The organism is Streptomyces sp. NPDC090088, assembly GCF_044747345.1.
Lineage (GTDB): Bacteria > Actinomycetota > Actinomycetes > Streptomycetales > Streptomycetaceae > Streptomyces.
On record NZ_JBIVDZ010000005.1, the window covers coordinates 218,366 to 241,803 of the forward strand.

At 73.5% G+C, this 23,438-nt stretch carries 20 protein-coding genes; 17 read left to right on the forward strand and 3 right to left on the reverse strand.

The window, feature by feature from the left end:
• Positions 1 to 5: 5 nt before the first annotated feature.
• The 8 genes from ACIPSJ_RS24945 (at position 6) to solA (ending at position 8,851) form a co-directional block, all read left to right on the forward strand.
• Complete coding sequence (locus ACIPSJ_RS24945; protein WP_401348982.1) at positions 6 to 695, forward strand: alpha/beta hydrolase; 690 nt, start codon at positions 6 to 8, stop codon at positions 693 to 695.
• On the forward strand, positions 692 to 1,708 hold the full coding sequence (locus tag ACIPSJ_RS24950) for an ABC transporter ATP-binding protein (RefSeq protein WP_401348984.1): 1,017 nt from the start codon (positions 692 to 694) through the stop codon (positions 1,706 to 1,708). The genes ACIPSJ_RS24945 and ACIPSJ_RS24950 overlap by 4 nt, the downstream gene beginning before the upstream one ends.
• Positions 1,705 to 2,679 (forward strand): oligopeptide/dipeptide ABC transporter ATP-binding protein, encoded by a 975-nt coding sequence (locus ACIPSJ_RS24955; RefSeq protein WP_365677913.1) that lies wholly within the window; start codon positions 1,705 to 1,707, stop codon positions 2,677 to 2,679. The genes ACIPSJ_RS24950 and ACIPSJ_RS24955 overlap by 4 nt, the downstream gene beginning before the upstream one ends.
• Positions 2,676 to 3,440 carry an amidohydrolase family protein gene (locus ACIPSJ_RS24960; RefSeq protein WP_401348987.1) on the forward strand — a complete coding sequence of 255 codons (765 nt, stop codon included), beginning with the start codon at positions 2,676 to 2,678 and terminating at the stop codon, positions 3,438 to 3,440. Before ACIPSJ_RS24955 ends, ACIPSJ_RS24960 begins: the two co-directional genes overlap by 4 nt.
• Complete coding sequence (locus tag ACIPSJ_RS24965) at positions 3,437 to 3,886, forward strand: cytidine deaminase (protein WP_401348989.1); 450 nt, start codon at positions 3,437 to 3,439, stop codon at positions 3,884 to 3,886. Before ACIPSJ_RS24960 ends, ACIPSJ_RS24965 begins: the two co-directional genes overlap by 4 nt.
• A gap of 33 nt (positions 3,887 to 3,919) precedes the next feature.
• The gene (locus ACIPSJ_RS24970; RefSeq protein WP_359221387.1) at positions 3,920 to 4,768 is read left to right on the forward strand and encodes a creatininase family protein; all 849 of its coding nucleotides are present in this window, start codon (positions 3,920 to 3,922) and stop codon (positions 4,766 to 4,768) included.
• Between the two features lie 214 nt (positions 4,769 to 4,982).
• Entirely contained in the window at positions 4,983 to 6,440 is a 1,458-nt protein-coding gene (locus tag ACIPSJ_RS24975; RefSeq protein ID WP_401348991.1) for an aldehyde dehydrogenase family protein, read from the forward strand.
• Entirely contained in the window at positions 6,437 to 8,851 is a 2,415-nt protein-coding gene (gene solA / locus ACIPSJ_RS24980) for an N-methyl-L-tryptophan oxidase (protein WP_401348994.1), read from the forward strand. Before ACIPSJ_RS24975 ends, solA begins: the two co-directional genes overlap by 4 nt.
• A gap of 29 nt (positions 8,852 to 8,880) precedes the next feature.
• Here solA and ACIPSJ_RS24985 read toward each other — a convergent pair whose 3' ends face one another.
• On the reverse strand, positions 8,881 to 9,579 hold the full coding sequence (locus ACIPSJ_RS24985) for a GntR family transcriptional regulator (protein WP_401348996.1): 699 nt from the start codon (positions 9,577 to 9,579) through the stop codon (positions 8,881 to 8,883).
• Between the two features lie 143 nt (positions 9,580 to 9,722).
• On the opposite strand from ACIPSJ_RS24985, the gene ACIPSJ_RS24990 reads away from it, so the two are divergent.
• From ACIPSJ_RS24990 to ACIPSJ_RS25025, 8 genes are read left to right on the forward strand one after another with little or no spacing between them, the layout of a single operon-like run.
• Entirely contained in the window at positions 9,723 to 10,376 is a 654-nt protein-coding gene (locus ACIPSJ_RS24990; protein WP_359221381.1) for a cyclase family protein, read from the forward strand.
• On the forward strand, positions 10,373 to 12,121 hold the full coding sequence (locus ACIPSJ_RS24995; protein ID WP_401348998.1) for a gamma-glutamyltransferase family protein: 1,749 nt from the start codon (positions 10,373 to 10,375) through the stop codon (positions 12,119 to 12,121). Before ACIPSJ_RS24990 ends, ACIPSJ_RS24995 begins: the two co-directional genes overlap by 4 nt.
• Complete coding sequence (locus ACIPSJ_RS25000; protein WP_401349000.1) at positions 12,118 to 14,073, forward strand: primary-amine oxidase; 1,956 nt, start codon at positions 12,118 to 12,120, stop codon at positions 14,071 to 14,073. The genes ACIPSJ_RS24995 and ACIPSJ_RS25000 overlap by 4 nt, the downstream gene beginning before the upstream one ends.
• A 16-nt stretch (positions 14,074 to 14,089) precedes the next feature.
• A complete protein-coding gene (locus ACIPSJ_RS25005) occupies positions 14,090 to 15,049 on the forward strand; it encodes a hypothetical protein (protein ID WP_401349002.1) in 960 nt (319 codons plus the stop codon).
• Positions 14,934 to 16,223, forward strand: a complete 1,290-nt coding sequence (locus tag ACIPSJ_RS25010) for a Rieske 2Fe-2S domain-containing protein (RefSeq protein ID WP_401350087.1) — start codon at positions 14,934 to 14,936, stop codon at positions 16,221 to 16,223. The genes ACIPSJ_RS25005 and ACIPSJ_RS25010 overlap by 116 nt, the downstream gene beginning before the upstream one ends.
• A gap of 5 nt (positions 16,224 to 16,228) precedes the next feature.
• Positions 16,229 to 17,692 (forward strand): glutamine synthetase family protein, encoded by a 1,464-nt coding sequence (locus ACIPSJ_RS25015; protein ID WP_401349005.1) that lies wholly within the window; start codon positions 16,229 to 16,231, stop codon positions 17,690 to 17,692.
• Positions 17,682 to 18,656 carry a PDR/VanB family oxidoreductase gene (locus tag ACIPSJ_RS25020; protein WP_401349007.1) on the forward strand — a complete coding sequence of 325 codons (975 nt, stop codon included), beginning with the start codon at positions 17,682 to 17,684 and terminating at the stop codon, positions 18,654 to 18,656. Before ACIPSJ_RS25015 ends, ACIPSJ_RS25020 begins: the two co-directional genes overlap by 11 nt.
• 41 nt (positions 18,657 to 18,697) lie before the next feature.
• Positions 18,698 to 19,495, forward strand: coding sequence for an N-acyl homoserine lactonase family protein (locus ACIPSJ_RS25025; RefSeq protein ID WP_401349008.1), 798 nt, complete (start codon positions 18,698 to 18,700; stop codon positions 19,493 to 19,495).
• Between the two features lie 11 nt (positions 19,496 to 19,506).
• Here the strand turns inward: ACIPSJ_RS25025 and ACIPSJ_RS25030 are convergent, their stop codons facing one another.
• Both ACIPSJ_RS25030 and ACIPSJ_RS25035 read right to left on the reverse strand, forming a co-directional pair.
• Complete coding sequence (locus ACIPSJ_RS25030; protein WP_401349010.1) at positions 19,507 to 20,283, reverse strand: TetR/AcrR family transcriptional regulator; 777 nt, start codon at positions 20,281 to 20,283, stop codon at positions 19,507 to 19,509.
• A complete protein-coding gene (locus ACIPSJ_RS25035) occupies positions 20,280 to 21,584 on the reverse strand; it encodes an amidohydrolase family protein (protein ID WP_401349012.1) in 1,305 nt (434 codons plus the stop codon). Before ACIPSJ_RS25035 ends, ACIPSJ_RS25030 begins: the two co-directional genes overlap by 4 nt.
• A gap of 240 nt (positions 21,585 to 21,824) precedes the next feature.
• On the opposite strand from ACIPSJ_RS25035, the gene ACIPSJ_RS25040 reads away from it, so the two are divergent.
• On the forward strand, positions 21,825 to 23,438 hold the full coding sequence (locus tag ACIPSJ_RS25040) for an ABC transporter substrate-binding protein (protein ID WP_401349015.1): 1,614 nt from the start codon (positions 21,825 to 21,827) through the stop codon (positions 23,436 to 23,438).

A 23,438-nucleotide genomic window follows, 5' to 3' on the forward strand; every position in this document is an offset into this window, starting at 1 on the left:
TCCCCATGGACATCGTGCTGGTCCACGGTGCCGGCGGACGGCCCACCACCTGGTCGGCGGTGCGGCCACTGCTCACCGCCCGTGGGCACCGGCTGTTCACGGTCACCAATCCGATGACCTCCCTGGCGGACGACATCGCCGAGACCTCGGCGGTGCTGGCGCAGACGAGCGGCCCGGTACTGCTCGCGGGCCACTCCTACGGCGGCGCCGTCATCACGAACGTGGGGCGCGACCCACGGGTCGGCGGACTCGTGTACATCGCCGCGTTCGGGCCGGACGAGGGCGAGACCGTCAACGGGATCGTCGAGCGCTACGAGCCCGCGGAGATCTCCAAGTACATGCGGCGCGGCCCGAACGGCGAGTGGAAGTCCGAGCCCGGCCCGGAGTTCTGGGCGGAGATCGGCCCCGACCTGTCGGCCGAGCAGCGCGCGATCGTCGAGGCGGAGGGACGCAAGGCCGAGAACCTGATCTTCACCCAGGCGACCGGGGTCCCGGCCTGGCGCACCCTGCCCAGCTGGTACCTGGTCGCCGACGACGACCGCACCCTGCGCCCGGAGATCCAGAACTTCATGGCCGAACGGATGAAGGCCACCGTCGAGCACGTGCCGGGCAGCCACTACACCACGCTGGTGTGGCCCGAGCGGGTCGCCGAGCTGATCCACCGGGCCGCGCTGGCCGTGGGCGGTGCGGGATGAGCGAGCCCGAGGCGGTGCTCGAAGTCCGCGACCTGCGCGTGCGGTTCGACGTCCCGACGGGCCGGCTGCCCGCCGTGGACGGGGTCGACCTGACGTTGCGCAAGGGCGAGATCCTCGCGCTGGTCGGCGAGTCGGGGTCGGGCAAGTCGGCGCTGTCGATGAGTCTGGTCGGCCTCAACCGCGGCCCCCGCACCCACATCACCGGATCCGTGTCCTTCCGGGGCCGCGAACTGGTCGGGGCCTCCGAGCGGGAGCTGCGCCGGGTGCGCGGCAAGGACGTGGCGGTCGTCTTCCAGGACGCGCTCGCCGCACTCAACCCGCTGCACCGGGCCGGCGCCCAGGTCGCGGAGACCATCCGCGCCCACGCCGACGTAAAGCGCGCCACCGCGGCCGCCCGTGCGGTGGAACTTCTCGGCGAGGTCGGGATCGCGGGCCCGGCACGGGCCGCGCGCGCCTACCCGCACCAGCTCTCCGGAGGCATGCGGCAGCGCGTGATGATCGCGATGGGGCTGGCCAACGACCCGGCGGTGCTGATCGCCGACGAGCCGACCACCGCACTGGACGTCACCATCCAGGCGCAGGTGCTGACGCTGCTGAAGCGGGTGCAGCGCGAACACGGCACGTCCGTGCTGCTGATCACCCACGACCTCGGCGTGGTCGCCGAGGTCGCCGACCGGGTGGCGGTCATGTACGCGGGCCGGATCGTGGAACAGGGCACCCGCGACGAGGTCCTGTTCGACCCCCAGCACCCGTACACGATGGGCCTGCTCGGCTCGGTGCCCCCGCTGGACGGGCCGATACCCGAACGGCTGCCGGCGATCCCGGGCAGCCCGCCGAGCGGGGTGGAACGACCCTCGGGCTGTGGCTTCCGGCCCCGGTGCGCCTTCGCCGACGACGGCTGTGCGGAGCGCCCGGCACTGCGACGGCGATTCGGCGGCACCGCCCACCTGGACGCCTGTGTGCTGCCGCGGGAGGCCCGGGTTCGGGCCCGGGCGGCGGGAGCGAGCGTATGACGGACGTGATGCTGAGCGCGCGCGGACTGCGGGTGGACTACCCCGGCCGCGCGGGCGGCCGGGTGCGGGCGCTGCGGGACATCGACCTGGACATCGCCCCGGGCGAGACGCTGGGCCTGGTCGGCGAGTCGGGGTGCGGCAAGTCCACGCTCGGGCGAGCGCTGCTGCGGGTCGTGGAGCCCTCGGCGGGCCGGATCGACTTCCAGGGCACCGACCTCACCCGGCTGCGGGGACGGCGGCTGAAGCGGACCAGGGCCGAACTCCAGATGGTGTTCCAGGACCCCTTCGGCTCGCTCAACCCGCGCCGCACGGTCGCCGACATCGTCGCCGAGCCACTGCTGCGCTCCCGGGGCGCGAGCCGCGCCGAGGCGGACCGCGCCGTGACCGAACTCCTCGACCTCGTCGGGCTCGGCGCCGACGCGGGCGGGCGCAAGCCGCATGAGTTCTCCGGCGGCCAGCGCCAGCGCATCGGCATCGCGCGAGCCCTCGCCTCCTCGCCGCGGTTCGTGGTCGCGGACGAGGCGGTCTCCGCGCTGGACGTGTCGATCCAGGCGCAGGTGCTGAACCTGCTGTCGGACCTGGTGCGCGACCGCGGCCTGACGATGCTGTTCATCTCCCACGACCTCGGCGTCGTACGGCACATCGCCGACCGGGTCGCCGTGATGTACCTCGGGGAGATCATCGAGATCGCCTCCCGGGACACCTTCTTCGCCGGCCCCGCGCACCCCTACAGCAGCGCCCTGCTGGCCAGCGTGCCCGAGCTGCGGCCCGGTCCGCCGCGTGAACGGCAGCCGCTGCAGGGCGAGTTGCCCGACCCGGCCGATCCGCCCGCGGGGTGCCTGTTCCGTACCCGCTGCCCCTTCGCCACCGACCTGTGCCGTACCGCCCACCCGGAACTGCGCGAGATCGCCCCCGGCCGCAGCGTGCGCTGCCACCTGCCGCTCGACACCGCCACCGAGGAGCCGCATTGATCATCGACGCCTACAACACCACCCAGGACGTGCGAGGTCGCTCCGACTACCTCACCGGTGCCCGCAAGGGCGAGGCGCCCCCGCCGTACCAGCCCTTCGAGCCGCGCCGGATCCTCGACCGGATGGACGCCGCCGGAGTGGACATGGCGATGGTGTGCTCGCTCGCCCAGCGCATCGAGAACGACTTCATCGCCTCGCTCGTGGCCGCCCACCCGGACCGGTTCTTCGGCTTCGGCCAGGTGCTGCCGCAGGCGGACGACGCGATCGAGGAGATCGACCGGATCGCCGACGCCGGCCTGGCCGGCCTGAAACTGCACCCGAGCCTGCACGGCTACCACGTCGCCGACCACGGCCTGCTGGACCCGGTGTTCGAGGCCTGCGCCAGACGCGGACTGATGGTCCTGGTCAACGCGCTGGACGACGCCTTCTGCGCGCCCCTCGCCATCGAGGAGATCGCCCGCGATCACCCCGCGGTGCCGACGATCATCGCGCACATGGGTGCCGTGTGGAACGTACCCGAAGCCATCATCGTGGCCGAACGGCAGCCGCACGTCTATCTGGAGACGTCCGCGACGCTGATGAGCGACGTGAAGCGGGCCTACGCCCGGCTCGGGCCCCGGCAGATCCTGATGGGCAGCGAGTGGCCGGGCTCCGACTTCGACCTGGAGCGCATGAAGATCGCCAAAGCGGTCGAGGACGAGAAGGACCGGGCGCTGATCGAGGGCGGCAACATGGCCCGTCTGCTCGGGCTGGAAGCATGACCGCCGCCCCGGTGGCCGTCCCGCCGGGAATGAGCGTGGACGACGCCGAACTCCTCACTGTGGCACAGGCGTTGCTGTCACGTGTGTGGCAGGCGGACCGGCACGAGGTGGCCACCGCGCTGCGCACCGCGGACGGCCGGATCCACACCGGCGTCCACGTCGAGGGCTCCTGCCGGCGCAGTTCGATCTGCGCGGAGGGCGTCGCCCTGGGCACCGCGCGGGGCGCGCTGGCACCCGGTGCGCCGCTCGCGGTCACGTCGGTGGTGTCGGTGCAGATCAAACCCGCGGGACGGTTCCGGATCATCGCGCCGTGCGGGGTGTGCCGCGAACTCATCAGCGACTACGGCCCGGACACCGTCGTGTGGATCACGACCGTCGACGACGACCGGCCGGTCCCCGTGCGTGCCCTGGACCTGCTGCCGGAGAAGAGCCGGCGCCGCTGGTGAGCGCCCCCAAGTCCCCCTGAGGAAAGGAGAGTCATGTCGTCCGTCATCACGGGGCCGCACGGCCTGCGCGTGCCCACCGGGCTCGACGTACCCGCGCTCGCGGCCCAACTCGGCGGCACCGGTACGCCGTTGCCGTGGGAGGAACTGACCTGGCCGGAGGCCGAGACCGCCGTCGCCGGACGGGACGCGGTCGTCATCCCGGTCGGTGCCACCGAACAGCACGGCCCGCATCTGCCGCTCGCCGTGGACACCCTGATCTGCGAGGCGGTCGCCCTGGGCGTCTCCGCACTGACGGGCGTACCGGTGCTGCCCCCGCTGAGCTTCGGGGTGTCCGCCTCGCACGGCGGCTTCGCCGGCACCGTGGCGCTGCGCCCCGAGACCCTGATCGCCGTCGTGGAGGACGTGATCGACTCGCTGTACGAGAGCGGGGTACGGCAGTTCGTCCTGCTGAACGGCCACATCTGGAACAACGGTGCGCTCGACGTGTCCGCCGAGAAGCTGAGGGTGCGTCATCGAGACGCCCGGGTGCGGGCGTTGGGCTACGTGACCATGTACCCGGGGCCGGAGGTGGACGGCCATGTCACTTACGGCCGCGCGTTGATGCACGCCAACTTCTTCGAGACGTCGGTGATGCTGCACCTCGCGCCCGACCTGGTGCGGATGGAGCGGGCCACCTCGCACGTGGACGTGGACTCCTTCTGGGACTACCGCATGGACCAGGTCAGCGAGACCGGGGTGTGGGGCAGGGACGTCACCGAGGCCAACGCGGCCCACGGGCGCGCGGAGTTCGACCGCTGTGTGCTCACCACCGCCCGCGCGGTCTCGGCGGCCGTGCGCGAACCCTGGCCCGACGCGGCACACCGGCCCGGCGATCCCGCCTGACTCCTGGTCCGGCCCGGCACGCCGGCCCGGCAGTCCCCACCCGTCCCCTGGCGCATCCCGGCACAGCGGCCCAGCGATCCAGCCCGGCGGCGCGGGCCTGCGCTACCGGGGCGACCGCCCTACTGCCACCGATCCGCCTGCCTCTGCCCAGCCGCCCGGTCCCCTGCGGGCCGGGACACGGCCGGGCGGCGGAACGAACCACGAGGAGAACACCTTGGACCTCAGCATCACCCTGCCCCGGCTGCCGGAGTGCGAGCCCATGCTCATCGGCGGCGAGTGGACCACGGGGGTCTCGACGCGGCGGATCGAGGTCCTCGACCCGGCCACCGGGACTCGGCTGACCAGCGTGGTCGGCGCAGTCGACGCGGACGTGGACGCCGCGGTGTCCGCCGCTGCCGCCGCGCACCGCGACGGGCGCTGGCGGAAGCTGCCGCCCCGGCGGCGCCGGGACGTGCTGCTACGGCTCGCGGACCTGGTGGAGCGGGACGCCGAGACACTGGCGATCCTGGACACCCTGGACAACGGCAAGGCCGTCGAACGGGCCCGCGGCGACGTGGAACTGGGTCTCCAGGCGATCCGGCACTTCGCGGGCACACCCACCCGGCTGACCGGCACCGTCCACCCGGCCGGACCCGGGCGGCACGTGTACAGCGTGCGGGAACCGGTGGGCGTGGTGGCCGCCGTACTCCCCTGGAACTTCCCCTTCATGATCGCTGCCTGGAAGCTCGCCCCGGCCCTGGCCGCGGGCTGCGCGGTGGTGGTCAAGCCCGCCGAGCAGACGCCGCTGACCGCGCTGCGGCTGGCCGCGCTGTGCCTGGAGGCGGGCGTGCCCGAGGGCGTCGTCAACGTGCTGACCGGTGACGGGCGTACCGGGGCGGAACTGGTCGCGCACCCCGGGGTCGCCAAGGTCTCGTTCACGGGATCCACCGATGTAGGGCGGCTGATCATGGCCGCGGCGGCGCCCTCGGTCAAGCGGCTCACTCTCGAACTGGGCGGCAAGTCCGCCAACATCGTGTTCGCCGACGCCGACCTGGACGCCGCCGTACCGGCCGCCGTACGCGCGGTGTTCGGGCACTCCGGGCAGATGTGCACGGCGGGCAGCAGACTGCTGGTGCAGCGCTCGGTACTCAAGGAGTTCCTCGACCGGATGCTGCCGGCCGTGGAGGCCCTCAGGATCGGTCCCGGTCTGACCGGCGGGATCAACATCGGCCCGCTCGTGTCGCAGGAGCAGTTCGACCGCGTCACCGGCTACCTGGAACTCGGCCGCGCCGAGGGCGCTCAGGTGGCCACGGGCGGCGAACCGCTGCCCGGGCCCGGCTGGTTCGTGCGGCCCACGGTGTTCACCGAGGTCACGCCCGACATGCGGATCGCCCGGGAGGAGATCTTCGGCCCGGTTGCCGCCGTCCTGCCCTTCGACACCGAGGAGGAGGCGATCGCCCTCGCCAACGACAGCGACTACGGGCTCGCGGCGGGCGTGTGGACCACCGACCTCGGCCGCGCGCACCGAGCCGCGGCGGAACTCCAGGCGGGCACCGTGTGGGTGAACACCTACAACGAGTTCGACCCCGCCGTGGCGTTCGGCGGCACCAAGCAGTCCGGGCTGGGCCGGGACCTCGGCGACGCGGCCGTCGACGGGTTCACCGAGCTCAAGAGCATCACGATCGCACTGTGAACGCCCCCGTGACAGCCGCCTCGCCCACCCCCACCACCGCCCTCGACGTGGCCGCCGAGCGGGCCCGCACCCCCGGCTGCGCCACCGGCCACCACTTCAACGCCGCCGGCGCCGCCCTGCCGGCCACCGACACGGTCGACGCGGTCATCGCCCACCTGCGCACCGAAAGCCTGTACGGCGGCTACGAGGCCGCCAAACTCGCCGCCGCCGACCTGACCGCCGTCTACACGCACACCGCGACCCTGCTCGGGGTCGACGCCGACGAGGTCGCACTGGTCGAGAGCGCCACCGCGGGCTGGCAGCGCGTCGTCTCGGCGCTCCGGCTGCGGCCCGGCGACCGGGTGCTGGCCGCCCGCTCCAGCTACGTCAGCAGCGCCCTGCACCTGCTGGCCGCCGAGCGCGACACCGGCGTCCGCGTCGAGGTGCTGCCCAACGGCCCCGACGGGGCGACGGATCTGGAGGCCCTGGAGCGGGCACTGCGCGCCGGCCCGGCCGCCCTGGTCACCGCGGCGCACGTGCCGACCTCCTCCGGGCTGGTCGAACCGGCCGCCGGGATCGGCACGCTGGCCGCCGCCCACGGGGTGCCGTTCCTGCTCGACGCCACCCAGTCGCTGGGCCAGCTGCCGGTCGACATGGCCGCGCTCGGCTGCGATCTCCTGATCGGCACCGGACGCAAGTTCCTGCGCGCCCCGCGCGGTACCGGCCTGCTGGCCGTGCGCCGCCCCCTGCTGGACACCCTCGCCCCACACGCCCCGGATGTGCGCGGGGCCCGCTGGACGGCCGAGCGGAGCTGGGAACTGGCCCCGGACGCACGGCGGTTCGAACTGTGGGAGGCCGCCCACGCGCTGCGGCTCGGCCTGGGCTCGGCCCTGGCCGACCTGCACACGCTCGGACCCGGCGGCGTCTTCGCGCATCTGGCCGCGCTCGCGGCGACACTGCGCGCGCGCCTCGGCGCGCTCCCCGGCGTACGGGTCACCGATCCGCCCGCGGCGGGCGGCGCCATCGTCACCTTCGTCGTGGACGGCCTCGACGCGGGCGAGGTGCAGCGACGACTGGCCCTGCGGCGGGTCCACCTGATCGCGGTGCCCGCCGATCATGGCCGCTGGGACATGGACCCGCGCGGTCTTGCGAAGGTGGTACGCGCCTCGGTGCACGTCTACACCGACGACGGCGACCTGGACGCCCTGGTCGAGGCCGTGGCCGAGATCTCGTCAGGCACGCGCGGCACCGGGTCGGCGGTGTCCGTACCGTCACCGGCATCGGCACCGGCGGACTCCCCGGTGGTTGGTCCGGCGGGACGCCCCGCCGTGCGCCGTCACGACGTCGTGGTGATCGGCCTCGGTGTGCACGGCAGCGCGGCGCTGCGGCAGCTGGCCGAGCGCGGGCTCGACGCGCTGGGGCTCGAACAGTTCGCGCTGGGCCACGACCTGGGCTCCTCGCACGGTGCCACCCGGATGATCCGCCGCGCCTACCCGCACCCCGACTGGGACGGTCTGGTCGACACCGCATACCGTGCCTGGGCCGAGCTGGAGGAGGCGTCGAAGACCCGGCTGATCGAGGTCACCGGGGGTCTGTACGCCGCCCCGCAGGACCGGCCCGATCCCCTGCGGGGCCCCGGCTGCCGCGAGGTGGGCCCTGCGGAGGCGGGCCGGATCTTCCCCGGGCTGCGGCTGCCCGAGGGGTTCACGGCCGTGCACGACCCGGCCGCCGGGATCATCGACGCCCGCGAGACCCTGCGCGCCCAGCTCGCCCTCGCCGAACGCGCCGGAGCCCGGATCGCCGACCGGACGCCCGTCATCGGCTGGTCCCCGGACGCCGACGGGGTCGTCGTGCGCACGGCGGCCGGGGAGATCCACGCCCGCCGACTGGTCCTGTGCACCGGCCCCTGGACTTCGTATCAACTTCCTTCACTGCAAGCGCATCTGACGGTAACTCGGATCGTGAACGCCTACTTCGCCGCCGACCCCTCCGGGCCACTGGGGCGCGGCGGGCTGGGGAGCTTCTCCGTCGACCTGCCGGAAGGGCTGCTGTACGGCTTCCCGGCCGCCGACGGTCGGGGCCTGAAGGCAGGGCTCGACTCCGGTCCGGCGTGGGACCCGGAGGCCGCCAGACCCGCCGCGACCGAGGCCGAACTCGCCCTCCTCGCGGGCGCCGTGGCGCGGGTGCTGCCCGGCGCCGGCCCGGTGACCGAGAGCCTGACCTGCCTGTACACGATGACCGCGGACCGGCGCTTCCTGGTCGGCGAGGTGCCCGGAGCGCCGCAGGCCCTGGTGGCCTCCGCCTGTTCCGGTCACGGCTTCAAGTTCGGTCCGGCGATCGGTGCCGCCCTGGCCGACCTGGTGTGTGGACTCCCGCGTCCGGACCTGGGCTTCCTGTCCCCGGCCAGACTGGCCCCCGGCGGTGCCCGGTGAGGGCCGGCACGGGGGCGGCCGGGGGCGGCTCAGCCGCTGAACACCGTCCGGGAACGTCGTTCGTACCAGGCCGTCAGGTGTTCGCCCGCGCTGATGACGTGCTCCCGCATCGCCTCCTGCGCCCGGTCCTCGTCCCGGTCGGCCAACGCGGCCACGATGGCGTCGTGCTGACGGACGTTCAGCTGGCGGTGGCGTTCGTCGCCGGCCAGGGCCAGCGAGGACACGTTGCGCGGGAAGCTCTCGTTGATCCGGTCGATCATGCGACTGAGCCAGGGGTTGTCGGCCGCCGCGCAGACCACGGTGTGGAAGCAGTCGTTGGCCTCCGTCGTGGCGAGCGGTCCCTCCGGCGGGGTGGCGACGCCCTCCGCCGCCGCGCGCAGCACGTCGTTGTGGCGGCGCAGTTCGCCGAGCTGGCTCTCGGTGATCCGGGCGGCGGCGCGCCGGGCGGCCAGGGCCTCCAGCTCCGCGCGCACTTCGTACGCCTGCCGCACCTCCCACGGCGCCGGCACCCGCACCACCGCGCCGCGATGCGGCTGCATCTCGATCAGCCCGCCGTGCTGCAACTGGCGCAGCGCCTCGCGCACCGGGGTACGGCTGACGCCGAACTCGGCGGCCAGCGCCGCCTGGCGCAGCGGTTTCCCGATGGGAAGCTCGCCGTTCATGATCCGCGTGCGGATGCGGGCGGCGATGTCGTCGACGAGGGCGCCTTCGTCGGTCTGGGACGTCATCGGAGTGGGTCTCACCCTTCTCGGGGCTGGCGGGGGCTGGTGGGGGCCGCGCGGTGGTGGAGCAGTCTGCCACGCCGTCGCCGCGCACCATCCGTCGACTTTGGATCCATTAACAGGATAACCGCATCCAATAGGAGCCTGTCATGAACCTCGACGTCACCAAGGCGATCGACGTCTCCGTGCCCATCCACCCCGGCATGCTGCACTGGGGACGCAGGCCCGAGGTGGAGGTAGTCGAGTCGCGTACCGCGGGTGATGCGTCGAACGTCAGCCGCTGGCGCATCGGCGCCCACACCGGCACGCACATCGACGCCCCGGCCCACTTCGTGGACGGCGGCAAGACCGTCGACCGGCTCGACCTGTCGGCCCTCAACGGGACCGCCCGGGTGCTCGACCTCACCCACGTCAAGGAGCAGATCACCGCCGCCGACCTCGACGCGGCGGGGCTCGGCACCGAGGAACGGGTGCTGCTGCGCACCAGCAACTCGCAGGGAGTGCTGCGCAGTCCGTGGAAGGCGCGGCAGTGGGTCGGTCTGGCCCCGGACGGCGCGGAGCGGCTGATCGAGGCGGGGGTGCGCACGGCCGGTATCGACTACCTCAGCATCGAGGCCGTCGCCTACACCACGCACTGGGAGACGCACCAACTGCTGTGCGGGGCGGACGTGCTGATTCTCGAAGTGGTCGACCTGCTGCACACCCCGGCGGGTGTCTACGACATGCTGTCGCTGCCGGTGCCGCTCCAGGGCGCCGAGGCCGCCCCCTCCCGCACCCTGCTGCTGCCCCGGGACGAGACGTGAGCCCCGGCGACGGGCTGATTCTCGCCGCTCCGCACCCCGCCGCGCTGGACGCGGCCGGACGGTCGGCCCGGCGCGGCGGCAACGCCGTCGACGCGGCGCTGGCCGCCGCCGCCGCGCTGACCGTCGTCTACCCCCACCAGTGCTCCCTGGGCGGCGACCTGATCGCCCTGGTGCACACGCCCGACGGCACCGTCCGGGCGGTCCTCTCGGTCGGCGCGGCGGCCCGGGACGTGGACGTCACGGCGTTGCGCGCGGCGGACCGGCGCATGCCCGCCCAGGGCCCTCAGACCGTGACCGTGCCCGGCGTCGTGGCGGGCTGGGCGGCGCTGGCGGAGGCGTACGGCACACCGGGCGCGCTGCCCGCCGCGCTGCGGGACGCCGCCGGCCTCGCGCGGGAAGGGGCCGTGGTCTCCGCAGGGCTGGCCCGCGCGGTAGGGGAGCGCGCGGCGCAGGTCGCGGCCGACCCGGGCCTGTCCGCCCTGCTGACCGGTCCCGACGGCCGCCCGGTGGGCGAGGGCGACCCGCTCCCGCAGCCGCGCCTGGCCCGGGTGCTCGACCAACTCGCCGAGGACCCCGTGTCGTTCTACCGCGGCCCGGTCGCGCAGGCTCTCGCCGCCGGTCTGCGCCGCCTCGGAAGCCCGCTCACGGCCGCCGACCTGGCCGCCCACGAGGCGGAGTCCGCCGAGCCGTTGACCGTCGAGGTGGCGGGCGTCACCTGGTGGGCCGCTCCGCCACCCAGCCAGGGCGCGGTACTGCCATCGCTGCTCCGGGCGGCGGCGGACGCGGCGGGCCTGCCGGAACCGGAGCGCACCCTTCTGCTCGCCGCCCGCTGTCAGGACGCCTCGGCCGCCCGCGACCGGCTGCTCGGCGACCCGCACGGGCAATCGCTGGACCTGGCGGGCCTGCTGGATCCGGCGCCGCTGGCGGGCAGGGTTCCGCCCGATCCGCCGTTCCGGCCGTCCGGGGACACCGTCGCGGTGACGGCCGTGGACTCCTCGGGGCTGGCCGTGTCGCTGATCCAGAGCGTCTACCAGACCTTCGGCTCGGGCCTGTGCGAGCCGGACACCGGGATCGTGCTGCACAACCGGGGCTCGGCGTTCAGCCTGGAACCCGGCCGTCCCGGAGTACTGCGGCCCGGCGCGCGGCCGCCGCACACGTTGTGCCCGGTGATCGGCCGCTCCGGTGCGCTGCTCTTGGCGGCGGGCTGCCAGGGCGGCCGGGCCCAGCCGCAGATCCTCGCCCAGACCCTGCCCCGGCTCGCCGACCCCGGCACCGATCCCGAGGCCGCCCTGAGGAGTCCGCGCTGGGTGACAGGCGCCCGCGACATCGGCTTCGAGGGGCCGACCCTGCTGGCCGAGCCGGGCTCTCTCCCGATGCCGATGGACGCTCCGCTCCTGGGACTTCCGGTCGTCGTCACCGCCGGGCCCACCGATCTGGCGGGCCACACCCAGGTGGTGCGACTGGCGCGGGACGGCCGCCTGGACGGCGCCTCCGACCCGCGCGCCGACGGCGGCACCGTACGCCACACCCCTCGCACTGCGCCGGTCGGCGCGGACCACCGCACCGGCACGTCCCCGGACGTGACCCACCACGACCACGCCGCCGTGTTCCCGGAGGCCCCGGCCACAGCCCTCGACAACCGCATCAGCGCGAGCCCCGACCACCCGGCCGCACCCCACCACAACCGCACCGACACCCCCGCGCCCGCCATCACCCGCACGCCCCCGGAAGGACAGCGCCCATGAGTACCCTCGCCCCCCGGCCCGCCGCCGCACCGGCACCGCACCCGCTGGACCCGCTGACGGCCGCCGAACTCGCCGTCGCCGTCAAGGTGTTGAAGGCGGATCCCAGGGTCACCGAGGACGCCCGGTTCTGGGGCGTGGCCCTCGACGAGCACCACGCGCGCACGGCCGGCCCTGACGAGGCACGGCGGGCCCGCGCCGTCGTGATCTGTCCCTCGGCCCGACTCGCCTACGAGGTCGCCCTCGAACTCGGCGAGAAGCCGCAGTCCACGGCCTGGTGCGAGCTGGACGTACGCAGCCCGGGCTGCTCCTCGGAGGAAGCCCGGCAGGCCGCCGCCGCGTGCCGGGCGGACCCGCGGTTCCGGGAGGCGCTGGCGCTGCGCGGCATCCACGACGTGTCGCTGGTGATGGTCGACCCGGAGTCGATCGGCGGCTTCGAACCGCCCGCGTACCCGGGCCGCCGCCTGACCTGGGGCAGCGTGTGGCACCGCGAGTCCGAGGACGACAACGGCTACGCCCGGCCCGTGCAGGGGGTCGTACCGATCATCGACATGGAGTCGATGGAGGTGCTGCACATCGAGGACCACGGGATCGTCCCGCTGTCGGGGGAGTCCGGGGTGTTCGCGGCCGGAACCGTGCCGGAGCGGGCGGGGCTGAGGCCGCTGGAGGTGGTCCAGCCCGAGGGACCGAGCTTCACCGTGACCGGGCAGCGGGTGGACTGGCAGGGCTGGTCGGTACGGGTCGGCTTCTCCCACCGTGAGGGCCTGGTCCTGCACGACCTGAGCTTCGACGCGGGCGGCAAGGGGCCGCGGCGGGTGATCCGCCGGGCGGCCGTCAACGAGATGTACGTGCCGTACTTCGACACCGCCTCCACCCAGTACCGCAAGAACTTCTTCGACTGGGGCGAGTACGGCGCCGGCCCGCTCACCAACTCCCTCGCCCTCGGCTGCGACTGCCTCGGCGTCATCCACTACTTCGACGCGGCCGTCCTCGGCGGCGACGGCGTGCCGCGGGTCATCCCCAACGCGATCTGCATGCACGAGGAGGACGACGGGATCCTCTGGAAGCACCACGACGGCCGCACCGGCCGTACGGAGGTGCGCCGCTCCCGCCGTCTGATCATCTCGGCGTTCGCCACGGTCGCCAACTACGACTACGGCTTCTACTGGTCCCTGTACCAGGACGGCTCGGTCATGCTGGAGATCAAGATGACCGGCATCCTGTCCGCGACCGGTGTCACGGAGGACGAGGAGACGCCCTACGCCCGGCGGGTCGCCCCGAAAGTGGCCGTCACCAACCACCAGCACTTCTTCGCCGTACGGCTGGACATGGCCGTCGACGGGACGGCGAACCGGCTGGTCGAGGTGACCGCCGAGCACGAGAGCGACCCGGCGCTCGACCCGTACGGCAACGCGGCGCGGACCGTGCTGCGGCCGGTCCTGCGCGAGTCGGAGGGCGGGCGGACCACCGACCCGGCCCGGGCCCTGCACTGGCGGGTGGAGAGCACGGAGGCCCGCAACCGGATGGGCGAGCCGACCGCCTACCGCGTGCACGTGGAGAACACGGCGGTGCTGCCGGTGAGACCGGACAGCGTGTGCGCGCGACGGGCGCCGTTCGTGGCGAAGCAGCTGTGGGCGACGGAGTACGACCCGGCGCGCCGGTTCGTCGCGGGGGAGTACCCCAACCAGGCCGAACCCGGGGCGGACGGGGTCCACCGCTGGCAGCAGGAGGACCGCTCGCTGGACGGCACGGAGCTGGTGCTGTGGGCCACGGTCGGCTCGCACCACTTCCCGCGCCCCGAGGAGTGGCCGGTGATGCCGGTGGCCCGCGCCCGGCTGCGCCTGGAGCCCGACGGCTTCTTCGACCGCAACCCCGCCCTGGACGTGCCCGCCCCGGTCTCCTGTCACGCGCCGGCCCCCGCGGCGGACGCCGGCGGCGGCCACTGCTGCGGATGACGGCGGGGAACCGGCCGTGCAGCGGCGGCGTGCGGTGGCGGCGGTGACCGGCGGCACCGCACTGACGGGCGGCAGCCATGGCCACCACATCGATGCCGGCGGTCACGCGGCACATGCCTCGCAGGGAGCGGTCGCCCTCGGACTGCTGGGCGCGGCCCTGGCCTGCACGCTGGTGTTCGCCTGGCCCGCGCTGCGGGTCGCGCTGGCGCCCGAGGCGCGGCGACTCACCGGGCGTTCGATGCTCGCGGCGGCGGCCGCCGCCTGCGCGCTGGGGGTACCGCTCGCGCTGACGTGGGCCCCGACCACCGTCGACCCCCATCTGTGGGGGATGATCCGCTTCGAACTGCTGGCGGTCCTCGGCCCCGCGCTGCTCGTCCACGCGGTCCGCTCGACCGGGCCGGTGGCGCGGCGGCGGTACCGGGGGGCGTCCCTGGGGGCGGTCGTGTGGACGGTGTCGGCGTACGCCTGGCACCTGCCCCCACTGCACCTGCTGGACGGCCCGGGAGCCGAGGCCGCGCGGTCGTTCACCTGGTTGGCGGCGGGACTCCTGCTGTGCCTGCCCGCGTCGGCCCGCCCGGGGCCGTTCCTGGTGGCGCACCTCGCCGTGCTGCCGTTGGCGGCGCTGATGGCGGGCACCGGGCGGGGCGGGGCCGGCCTGCTGATGGCGGTCGTGGACATGGTCATGGTCGGGTGCCTGCTCGTCGGCGGTTACACCGACGTAAATATTGGATCCAATCCATGGCTTCATGGATCCTTCCTTCGTTACGGTCTGCGTGACCGGGACAGAAAGGCGTCAGATGCGCGAGGAAGAGAACGTGCGGCTCACCAGGACCGGTCCGGGCACGCCCGCCGGGGACTGGATGCGCCGCTACTGGCAGCCCGTCGCCCTGAGCGAGGAACTCGGCGGCGTGCGGCCCTTGGTGGCCCCGAAGGTGCTGGGGCAGGACCTGGTCCTGTTCCGGGACGGGGACGGTGAACTCGGCCTGGTGGACCGCGGCTGTCCGCACCGGGGAGCCGATCTGGCGCTCGGCCGGCTGGAGGACGGCGGACTGCGCTGCTGCTTCCACGGCTGGCTCTTCGGCCGGGACGGCGCCTGCCTGGACACCCCGGCCGAGCCCGTCGGCGGCAACCTCACCGCCCGGGTCCGGCTGGGCAGTTATCCGGTCCGCGAGGTCAACGGGGTGATCTGGGGCTACCTCGGCCCCGGCGAGCCGCCCGAACTGCCCGCGCTGGACTGCTTCGAGGCCCCCGCCGGGCACACGTTCGCCTGGAAGGGCCTGCTGGAGTGCAACTGGCTCCAGGCCCTGGAGGTCGGCATCGACCCCGCGCACGCCTCCTACCTGCACCGCTTCTTCCAGGACGAGGACCCCTCGGAGGGCTACGGCAAGCAGTTCCGGGCCGCCTCGCAGGGCACCGACCTGCCGATGACGAAGATCCTGCGCGAGTACGGCCGCCCCGACATCGACGCCGTCCGCACCCCCTACGGCATCCGGATCACGGCACTGCGGACGCTCGACGGCACCGACACCGAGGGCCGCCAGATGGACGGCAGCCGCACCCATGTCCGCGTCACCCACCAGGTCTTCCCGCACGGGTTCCACATCCCGCTCGACGCCGAGACGGCCATCACCCAGTGGCACGTGCCGATCGACGACACCTCCTGCTACTGGTACGCCCAGTTCACCAGCGTCGGCGGTCCGGTCGACCGGGCGGAGATGCGCCGCCAGCGCGTGGACGCCGTCACCCTGCCCGACTACCGCCCGCGCTTCGGCCGTTCCAACGGCTACGGCTACGACCCCGCCGAACAGCTCACCACCACGTACACCGGCCTCGGCACCGACATCAACGTGCACGACCAGTGGGCGGTCGAGGGCCAGGGCGCGATCCAGGACCGCACCCGTGAACACCTGGGCCGCTCCGACAAGGCGATCGTCATGTACCGGCGGATGCTGGGCGAGGCGATATCGGCCGTCGGACGCGGCGAGGATCCGCCGCTGGTGCTGCCCGCCGACCGCGCGGCCGAAGTGCGCGGTCCCGTCACGCTCGACGGCATCGGCCCCAGCGAGGGGTGGGCGGAGCACTGGGCGGCCGTGACCGCGAAACAGCGGGCGGAGAGCGGCTGGGCCCGGCCGGCCGGAACGGACGGCTGAGCGGCGTGGACTTCGTCGAACGTCACGCGGGGTGGACGGCCGCGCAGTCGGCCGCCGCCGAGGAGATCCGCGACCGTGCCGAGGGCGGCGGGCTGAAGGTGGTACGGCTCGTCTTCGCCGACCAGCACGGGCTGCTGCGCGGGAAGACCGTCACCGCCTCCGAGGTGCCCGCCGTGCTGCGCGAGGGCACCGGCATCGCCTCCTCGCTGCTGGCCAAGGACACCTCGGGCCGTACCGTGTTCCCGCTGTTCACCAAGGAGACCCCGCTCGGACTGCCCGAACTGCGGGGCGCCGCCGACATGGTGATGGTGCCCGACCCGCTCACCTTCCGGATGCTGCCGTGGTCCCCGGGCACCGGCTGGCTGCTGTGCGACCTGCGGTTCACCTCCGGCGCCCCGGTCCCGTTGTGCACGCGCGGCCTGCTGCGCTCGGTCCTGGAGCAGACCGGCGGTCTCACCTACCGCACCGGCCTGGAGGTGGAGTTCCACCTGTTCCGCCTCGACGACCCGCGCCTCGGCCCGGCCGACCTCGGCCAGCCGGGCGCGGCGCCCGAGGTGGGCATGCTCAACCACGGCTACCAGTACCTGAGCGAGCTGCGCTACGACGAACTCGACCCGATGCTCGACGTGTTGCGCGGCACGCTCGAAGAGCTGGGTCTGCCGCTGCGCACCCTGGAGGTCGAGTTCGGGCCGAGCCAGGTCGAGCTGACCCTGCGGCCCGCCGACGGACTGGGCACGGCGGACGCGATGGTGCTGCTGCGCGGCGCCGTCAAGCAGGTCGCCGCCCGGCACGGCCACCACGCGACCTTCATGTGCCGCCCCCATCTGCCCGGGGTGTTCTCCAGCGGCTGGCACCTGCACCAGAGCGTGCTGCGCGACGGGGTGGGCATCTTCGCCCCGGAGCCCGGTACAGGTGCCGGTAGCGAGGCCGAGGCCGGTGCCACCGTCGGCGGGCCGGGGCTGTCGCCGTACGGGACCGCGTTCCTGGGCGGGCTGCTGCGCCACGCCCGGGCCACCAGCGCGTTCTCGACGCCCACCCTCAACGGCTTCAAGCGGTTCCGGTCGCTGTCGCTGGCGCCCGACCGCGCGGTGTGGGGGCGCGACAACCGGGGCGCGATGGTCCGGGTCCTCGGCGACGGCCCGTCGTCCACCCGGCTGGAGAACCGCATCGGCGAACCGGCCGCCAACCCCTACCTCTACCTCGCCTCCCAGCTCGCGGCCGGTCTCGACGGGGTGGCGCGCGGCCTGGACCCGGGTCCGGCGGCCGACGAGCCGTACGCGACGCGGGCGGAGCCGCTGCCGCGTTCCCTCGGCCAGGCCCTCGACGCACTGGAGGCCGACGAGGCCCTCGGGGACCGTCTGGGCAAGGACTTCGTGGCCTACTACACGAGCGTCAAGCGGGCCGAGCTGGCCCGCTTCGACCAGGAGGTCACCGACTGGGAACAACGGGAGTACTTCCGTGTCTTCTGACCTGCCTCCGCCCGCGCCCCCACGGCTCCTGGTCCGCCAGTGCCGCTGGATCGCCGAGGACGTCGTCGAGCTGCGGCTGGTCCGGCGGGACGGCCTGCCGCTGCCGCCGTGGGAGCCCGGTGCCCATGTGGAGCTGACCCTGCCGTCCGGTCTGCGCCGCTCCTACTCGCTGTGCGGGGACCCGACGGAACGCGCCACCTGGACGGTCGCCGTGCATCTCGCGCCGGCCGGCCGGGGCGGATCCCGGGAGATCCACACCACGGCACTGGTCGGCCGGGAACTGACCGTCCAAGGCCCGGCCAACCGGTTCCCCCTGGTTCCCGCCCCCGGCTACCTGCTGCTGGCCGGCGGCATCGGCGTCACCCCCCTGCTGCCCATGGCCAGAGCGCTGGCCGCCGGTGGGCTGCCGTGGCGTCTCGTCCTGGGTGCCCGGGACCGCTCCCGCCTCGCCTACGCCGAGGAGCTGACCGCGCTCGGCGGCGACCGGGTCCGCCTGGTGGCCCAGGACGAGGCGGGCCTGCCCGACCTGGCCGCCGAACTCGCCGCCACCCCGCCCGGACACGCCGTGTACGCGTGCGGTCCCGCGGCGATGCTGGACGCGGTGACCGACCTGTGCCGCACCGCCGTACCACCGCGCCCGCTGCACGTCGAACGGTTCGGCCCGGCCGCCGGGGACGGCGAGGACGGGGCGGCCGACGGGCGGTTCGAGGTCGTGCTCCGCCGGTCGGGGCTGCGGCTCGCGGTCCCGGCGGACCGATCGCTGCTGGAGGCCGTACGCGACCGGGTACCGGATGTGCCCTACTCCTGCGAGGAGGGCTACTGCGGCAGCTGCGAGACATCCGTCCTGGCCGGTACCCCGGACCACCGCGACTCGGTGATCGGGCCGCAGGAGCGCGCGACCGCCACGACGATGATGATCTGCGTCAGCCGCGCCGCCTCACCTGTCATCGAGCTGGACCTCTGAGCCCCGGCCCCGCGGGGCCACCCGACGACCGACGGAGCATCATGACCCGACGCGGTGTACGGCGTGTCCTGCCCCTTCTCCTCGGCTGGGAGGACCTGCCAAGATCGGTGTCGGTGCACGGCGCGCCATACACGGAACGTGTGCGGGAGCCGGTGGCGGGGATCCTGCTGGAGACCGACGACGGATGGCTGCTGCTGGACACCGGCTTCAACACGGCCCTGCTGCGCGACCCCGCGCTGCGGCGGCGCTACTACCCGTCGCCCTCCTACCAGCCGGAACTCCCCGGTCCTGGCGAGCCCCTGCCGGAGGCGCTGGCCGCTGTCGGTGTCGCTCTGGAGGACATCACGGCCGTCGCCGTCAGCCATCTGCACGCCGACCACGCCGGCGGGCTGAAGCACTTCGCCGACCGGGTGCCCGTGCACATCCAGCGGGCCGAGCTGGAGTACGGGCTGTCGGGCCGGCCCGAGGTGGAGCGCCAGACGATCTTCCGGGTGGACTTCGACGATCCGCGCATCGACTGGCGGCTCGCCGACGGCGACCGGGAGCTCGCACCGGGAGTCACGGCCGTACTGACCGCCGGACACACCCCGGGCCACCAGAGCTTCGTGGTGGACCTTGCCGAAGGCGGCGGTTACGTGTTCACCTGCGACGCGGCCGACCTGACGGAGAACATCACCGAGGAACGCCCCGCCGGCACCTCGATCGGTGTGCCCCCGGAGGCGACCCTGGAGCCGATCCGGCGCCTCAAGTGCCTGGCGGAGGAGAAGGGCTACGAGCTGGTCCCGGGCCATGACCCGGTCGTCTGGCCGGAGTTGACCGAACGGCTGGCAGGGACCTGACCGGCAGGATCTCAACCGGTGCCGCGTGACCGGCGCGCAGCCGGGCGCCTGTCTCCCGCGGCCCGGTAGCCGGCCAGGGCTTCCTCGGCGCGGGCCACGACGTCGGGGATCGCGGGACCGGCGACGCCGAGCAGGCGCAGTGAACCGCGCAGGGCGGACCGGGCGTACTGGGCCCGGTTCTCCTCGCCGCCCCAGTGACGCTGGGACACCGACGCCTCGACCAGGGCGAACAGGAGGTCCAGGTCCTCGGCCAGTTCGGCCGCCACCTGCTCGGGGTGGAGCGAGGCGAGAGCCGCGTGGCCGAAGTCCCGGTAGACATCCCGCAGGGCGGTCTGCGCGGACCGCGTGGAGGCGAAGTCGTCCTCCTCCAGCTCCGGCAGGTGGTAGACGACGTGCAGGTTGTGCCGGTCGCTCAGGAGTGTCTCAAGGTCGAAGGCCATCAGCGCGCAGAGTCGCACGGCGGGTTCGAGATCCTGTTCGCGCAGCCACTCCGCGCACTCCAGCGCCGGGGTGACGGTGCTGGAGAGCAGCGAGGCGAGGATCGCCCGCTTGTCGGCGAAGTGGTAGTACATCGTGGACTGCTTGATCCCGACGCTCTCGGCGATCTGGCGGGTCGTCGTCTTGGCGTACCCCTGCTCGCCGAACAACTGCGAGGCGGCTCTGAGGATCTCCTCGCGGGTGCTCAGCCCGTTGTGCTGCTTCGGTTCGGAGCGTGGCCTGCCCGGCTTGCCCTCACGTGCCTGCCGCCGGACGGTCCCGGTGTCCGGATGCGGGGTGTCGTGTGTCATGCCGCCCTCTCCCGTCCGGCGTCCGACGGCACGTCCGTGTGCCGGACGATCCGCCCGCCCCGGACGACGGTGCGGATCGCGTCGGGATCGCCCAGCGCCGCGATGTCGGTGAGCGGGTCCACGCCGGTGACGACGAGGTCGGCCCGCATCCCGGCACGGACCGTGCCGACCTCGTCGTCCAGCCGGCACATGCGGGCCGCGACCGAGGTGCCCGCGGCGATGGCGGCGGCGGGGGAGAGGCCCAGCCGTACCATCAGGGCCAGTTCACGCAGGTTCCGCCCGTGCGGGGCGATGCCCGCGTCCGTGCCCAGGGCCACGGGGACGCCGCTGGTGAGCGCGGCCGAGAGCCGCTCCAGCGCCGTTTCGCGCATCCGGTGACGGCGCTCCACCTCGTGCGGCGGTCCGTGCTCCGGTGCGGGCCGGGTCAGCGCGGACAGGGTGGGCACCAGATAGGTGCCGCGCTCGCCCATCTCCTGCAGGGTCGGACCGTCGACCAGGTAACCGTGCTCGATGCTGCGCACACCGGCGCGGACCGCGGCCGCGATGCCCGCGGTTCCCTGGGCATGCGCGGCGACACCGACGACGCCCTGGCGTTCCGCCTCCTGCACCACCGCGCGCAGTTCGGCCTCCGTCAGCCCGCCTGCCTCCGGTGCGCTGCGCGGGCTCGACATGCCTCCGGTCGCCGCCACCTTGATCCAGTCGGCGCCCTCCCGCACCACCTCGCGGGTGGCCCGTACGAACCCGGCGGGCGAGTCGGCCACCACGCCCGCGCCGGGGCCGGAGTCGAGCGGGGTTCCGCCGACGGTCCGCCAGTCGCCGTGCCCGCCGGTGATGCTGAGGATGCGCAGCGCGATCTGGAGCGCCGGGCCACGCACGTGTCCGGCCTCGACCGCGCTGCGGAAGCCGGAGTCCGCGCCCGCGAGATCCCGGGCGGTGGTGATGCCGGCGTCCAGCGTCGAGGCCAGCACGGGCACGGAGCGCAGTGTCAGCAGGCTCTCGGGAGCCATGAGCGTGTCGAACCGGTCGGCGTCCGGGCGGGTGCTCACATGCACGTGGCAGTCGAAGAACCCGGGCAGCACGGTGAGTCCGGTGCATTCCAGGACCCGCAGCCGCTCGGGCCCGGCCGTCGCGGGCAGCGGCAGCGTGCCGGTGGGGGCCACCGCCTGGATACGTCCGTGTTCCACGAGCACGTCCAGCGCGGGCACCGGCTGGTTCACCGCGCCGTCGATCACGGTCGCGTTCCTGAGCAGCAGCGCGGGAGCGGTCTGCTGTGCGTCCTGCGGCACCTGGGTCCTCTCCACGGTCCTACGGGCCCGGCCGCGAAGGTGCCCGAACGGCACGGCGGTTCGACGCCGGGGCCCGTCACGCTACCAACCACCCGGCGGGATTTCTATCAGCGACAGAATTTACCGTCCGGCAATGCCGGGCAACCCCCGGGAAACCCTTTCCGGTCAACTCCGCCCTAGGTTTCGGTCACTGACAGGAATCCCCGATCCCTCCGTGCGGCCCGTCCGCCGGATCTCCTCACCGAGAGGGTCCTGATGCGAACCAGCGCCATGACCGCCGCTCCGGCGGGCCGAGACCTCGCCACCGCATCGCGCGGCCGCACCGCCCGGGCCGGCCTCGCCGCCGCCACGGTTCTCACGCTCACCGGCTGCTCGGCCGCCGCGACCGGGAGCGCCGCCGGAACGGACGTCTTCACCGCGGCCGTCGTGCAGACCTACTCCACCCCGCCGGACCCCGACGTGAACTACGACGGCCCCGGTCTGAACATCATCCAGAACGCCTACGAAGGCCTCGTGAAGTACCAGGACGGCAGCGACACGGCCGAGATCGTCCCCTCCCTCGCCTCCTCCTGGAAGGTCTCGGAGGACGGCCTCACCTACACCTTCGTCCTGCGCGACGGCGTCACCTTCCACGACGGCACCCCGCTCACCTCGGACGCGGTCGCCGCGGCCGTCCAGCGCCGCGCGGCCGTCAACGGCGGCCCCGCCTACATGACCGCCGACGTCACCAAGGTCACCACCCCCGACCAGCACACCGCCGTCCTGACCCTGAAGACCCCCGACTCCGCCTTCCTCGACTACCTCGCCTCGCCCTTCGGCCTGAAGCTCATCAGCCCCGCGACCCTCAAGAAGCACGCGGGCAAGGACCATGCCCAGACCTATCTCACCACCCATGACGCGGGCACCGGCCCCTACGAACTGACCTCGGCCAGGACCGGCACCAGCTACGAACTGACCGCCTACAAGGACTACTGGGGAGCCAAGCCCACCTTCGACACCGTGGACCTGGAGATCTCACAGAACGCCTCCGCCGCCCAACTGGAGCTGGAACGCGGGCAGATCGACGCCATCCTCGGCAACCTCAACAAGCCCGCCTTCGAGTCGTACACCGGCAGCAAAGCCGTCACGACCAGCACGTTCCCCAACATGACCACCCAGATGATCTACGTGAACCCGAAGTCCAAGGCATTCAGAACCGCGGCGCAGCGGGAGCGGCTCTTCTCGGGCATCGACACCAAGAGCATCCTGTCCGCCGCCATGGGCAGCCTGGAGGAACCCACCGGCCAGCTCTTCCCGAAGGGCATGCTCGACTCCTCCGCCGACGACCAGGGCATCACCTACGACAACACCGCCCTGGCCGCCCTCGCCCGCACCGCACCCGCCAAGGGCCGCACGGTCCGCGTCGGGTACGCGGCGAGCAGCGCCGACGGCAAGGCGGTCGCCGAGGAACTCGCCTCCCGGATGAACAGCGCCGGCCTCAAGGCCGAAGCCGTCGCCTACGCCGCGGGCTCCATCTACAAACTCACCGACGACCTCGACGCCGCCCCCGACCTCGCGGTCTTCGGCGTCTTCCCGGACGCGGGCCACCCCGACTCCTGGGCCCGCATCATCTACACCCCCAAGGGCGGCCTGGACCTCTACGGCGCCCAGGTCGACGGCCTGACCGCCGATCTCGACAAGGCCCTGACCACCACCGGCACCTCCGCCTACACGGCCGTGGCCCGCTCGGTCATCGACTCCCGCTACTGGTTCTCCATCGGCTCCCTCAACACCACCCTGCTCACCGTCCCCGGCATCACCGGCACCCGCAAGGCCCAGAACCTGCTGGAGTACAACGTCCTGCACTTCGCCGCCCTCGGAAGCTCCTGA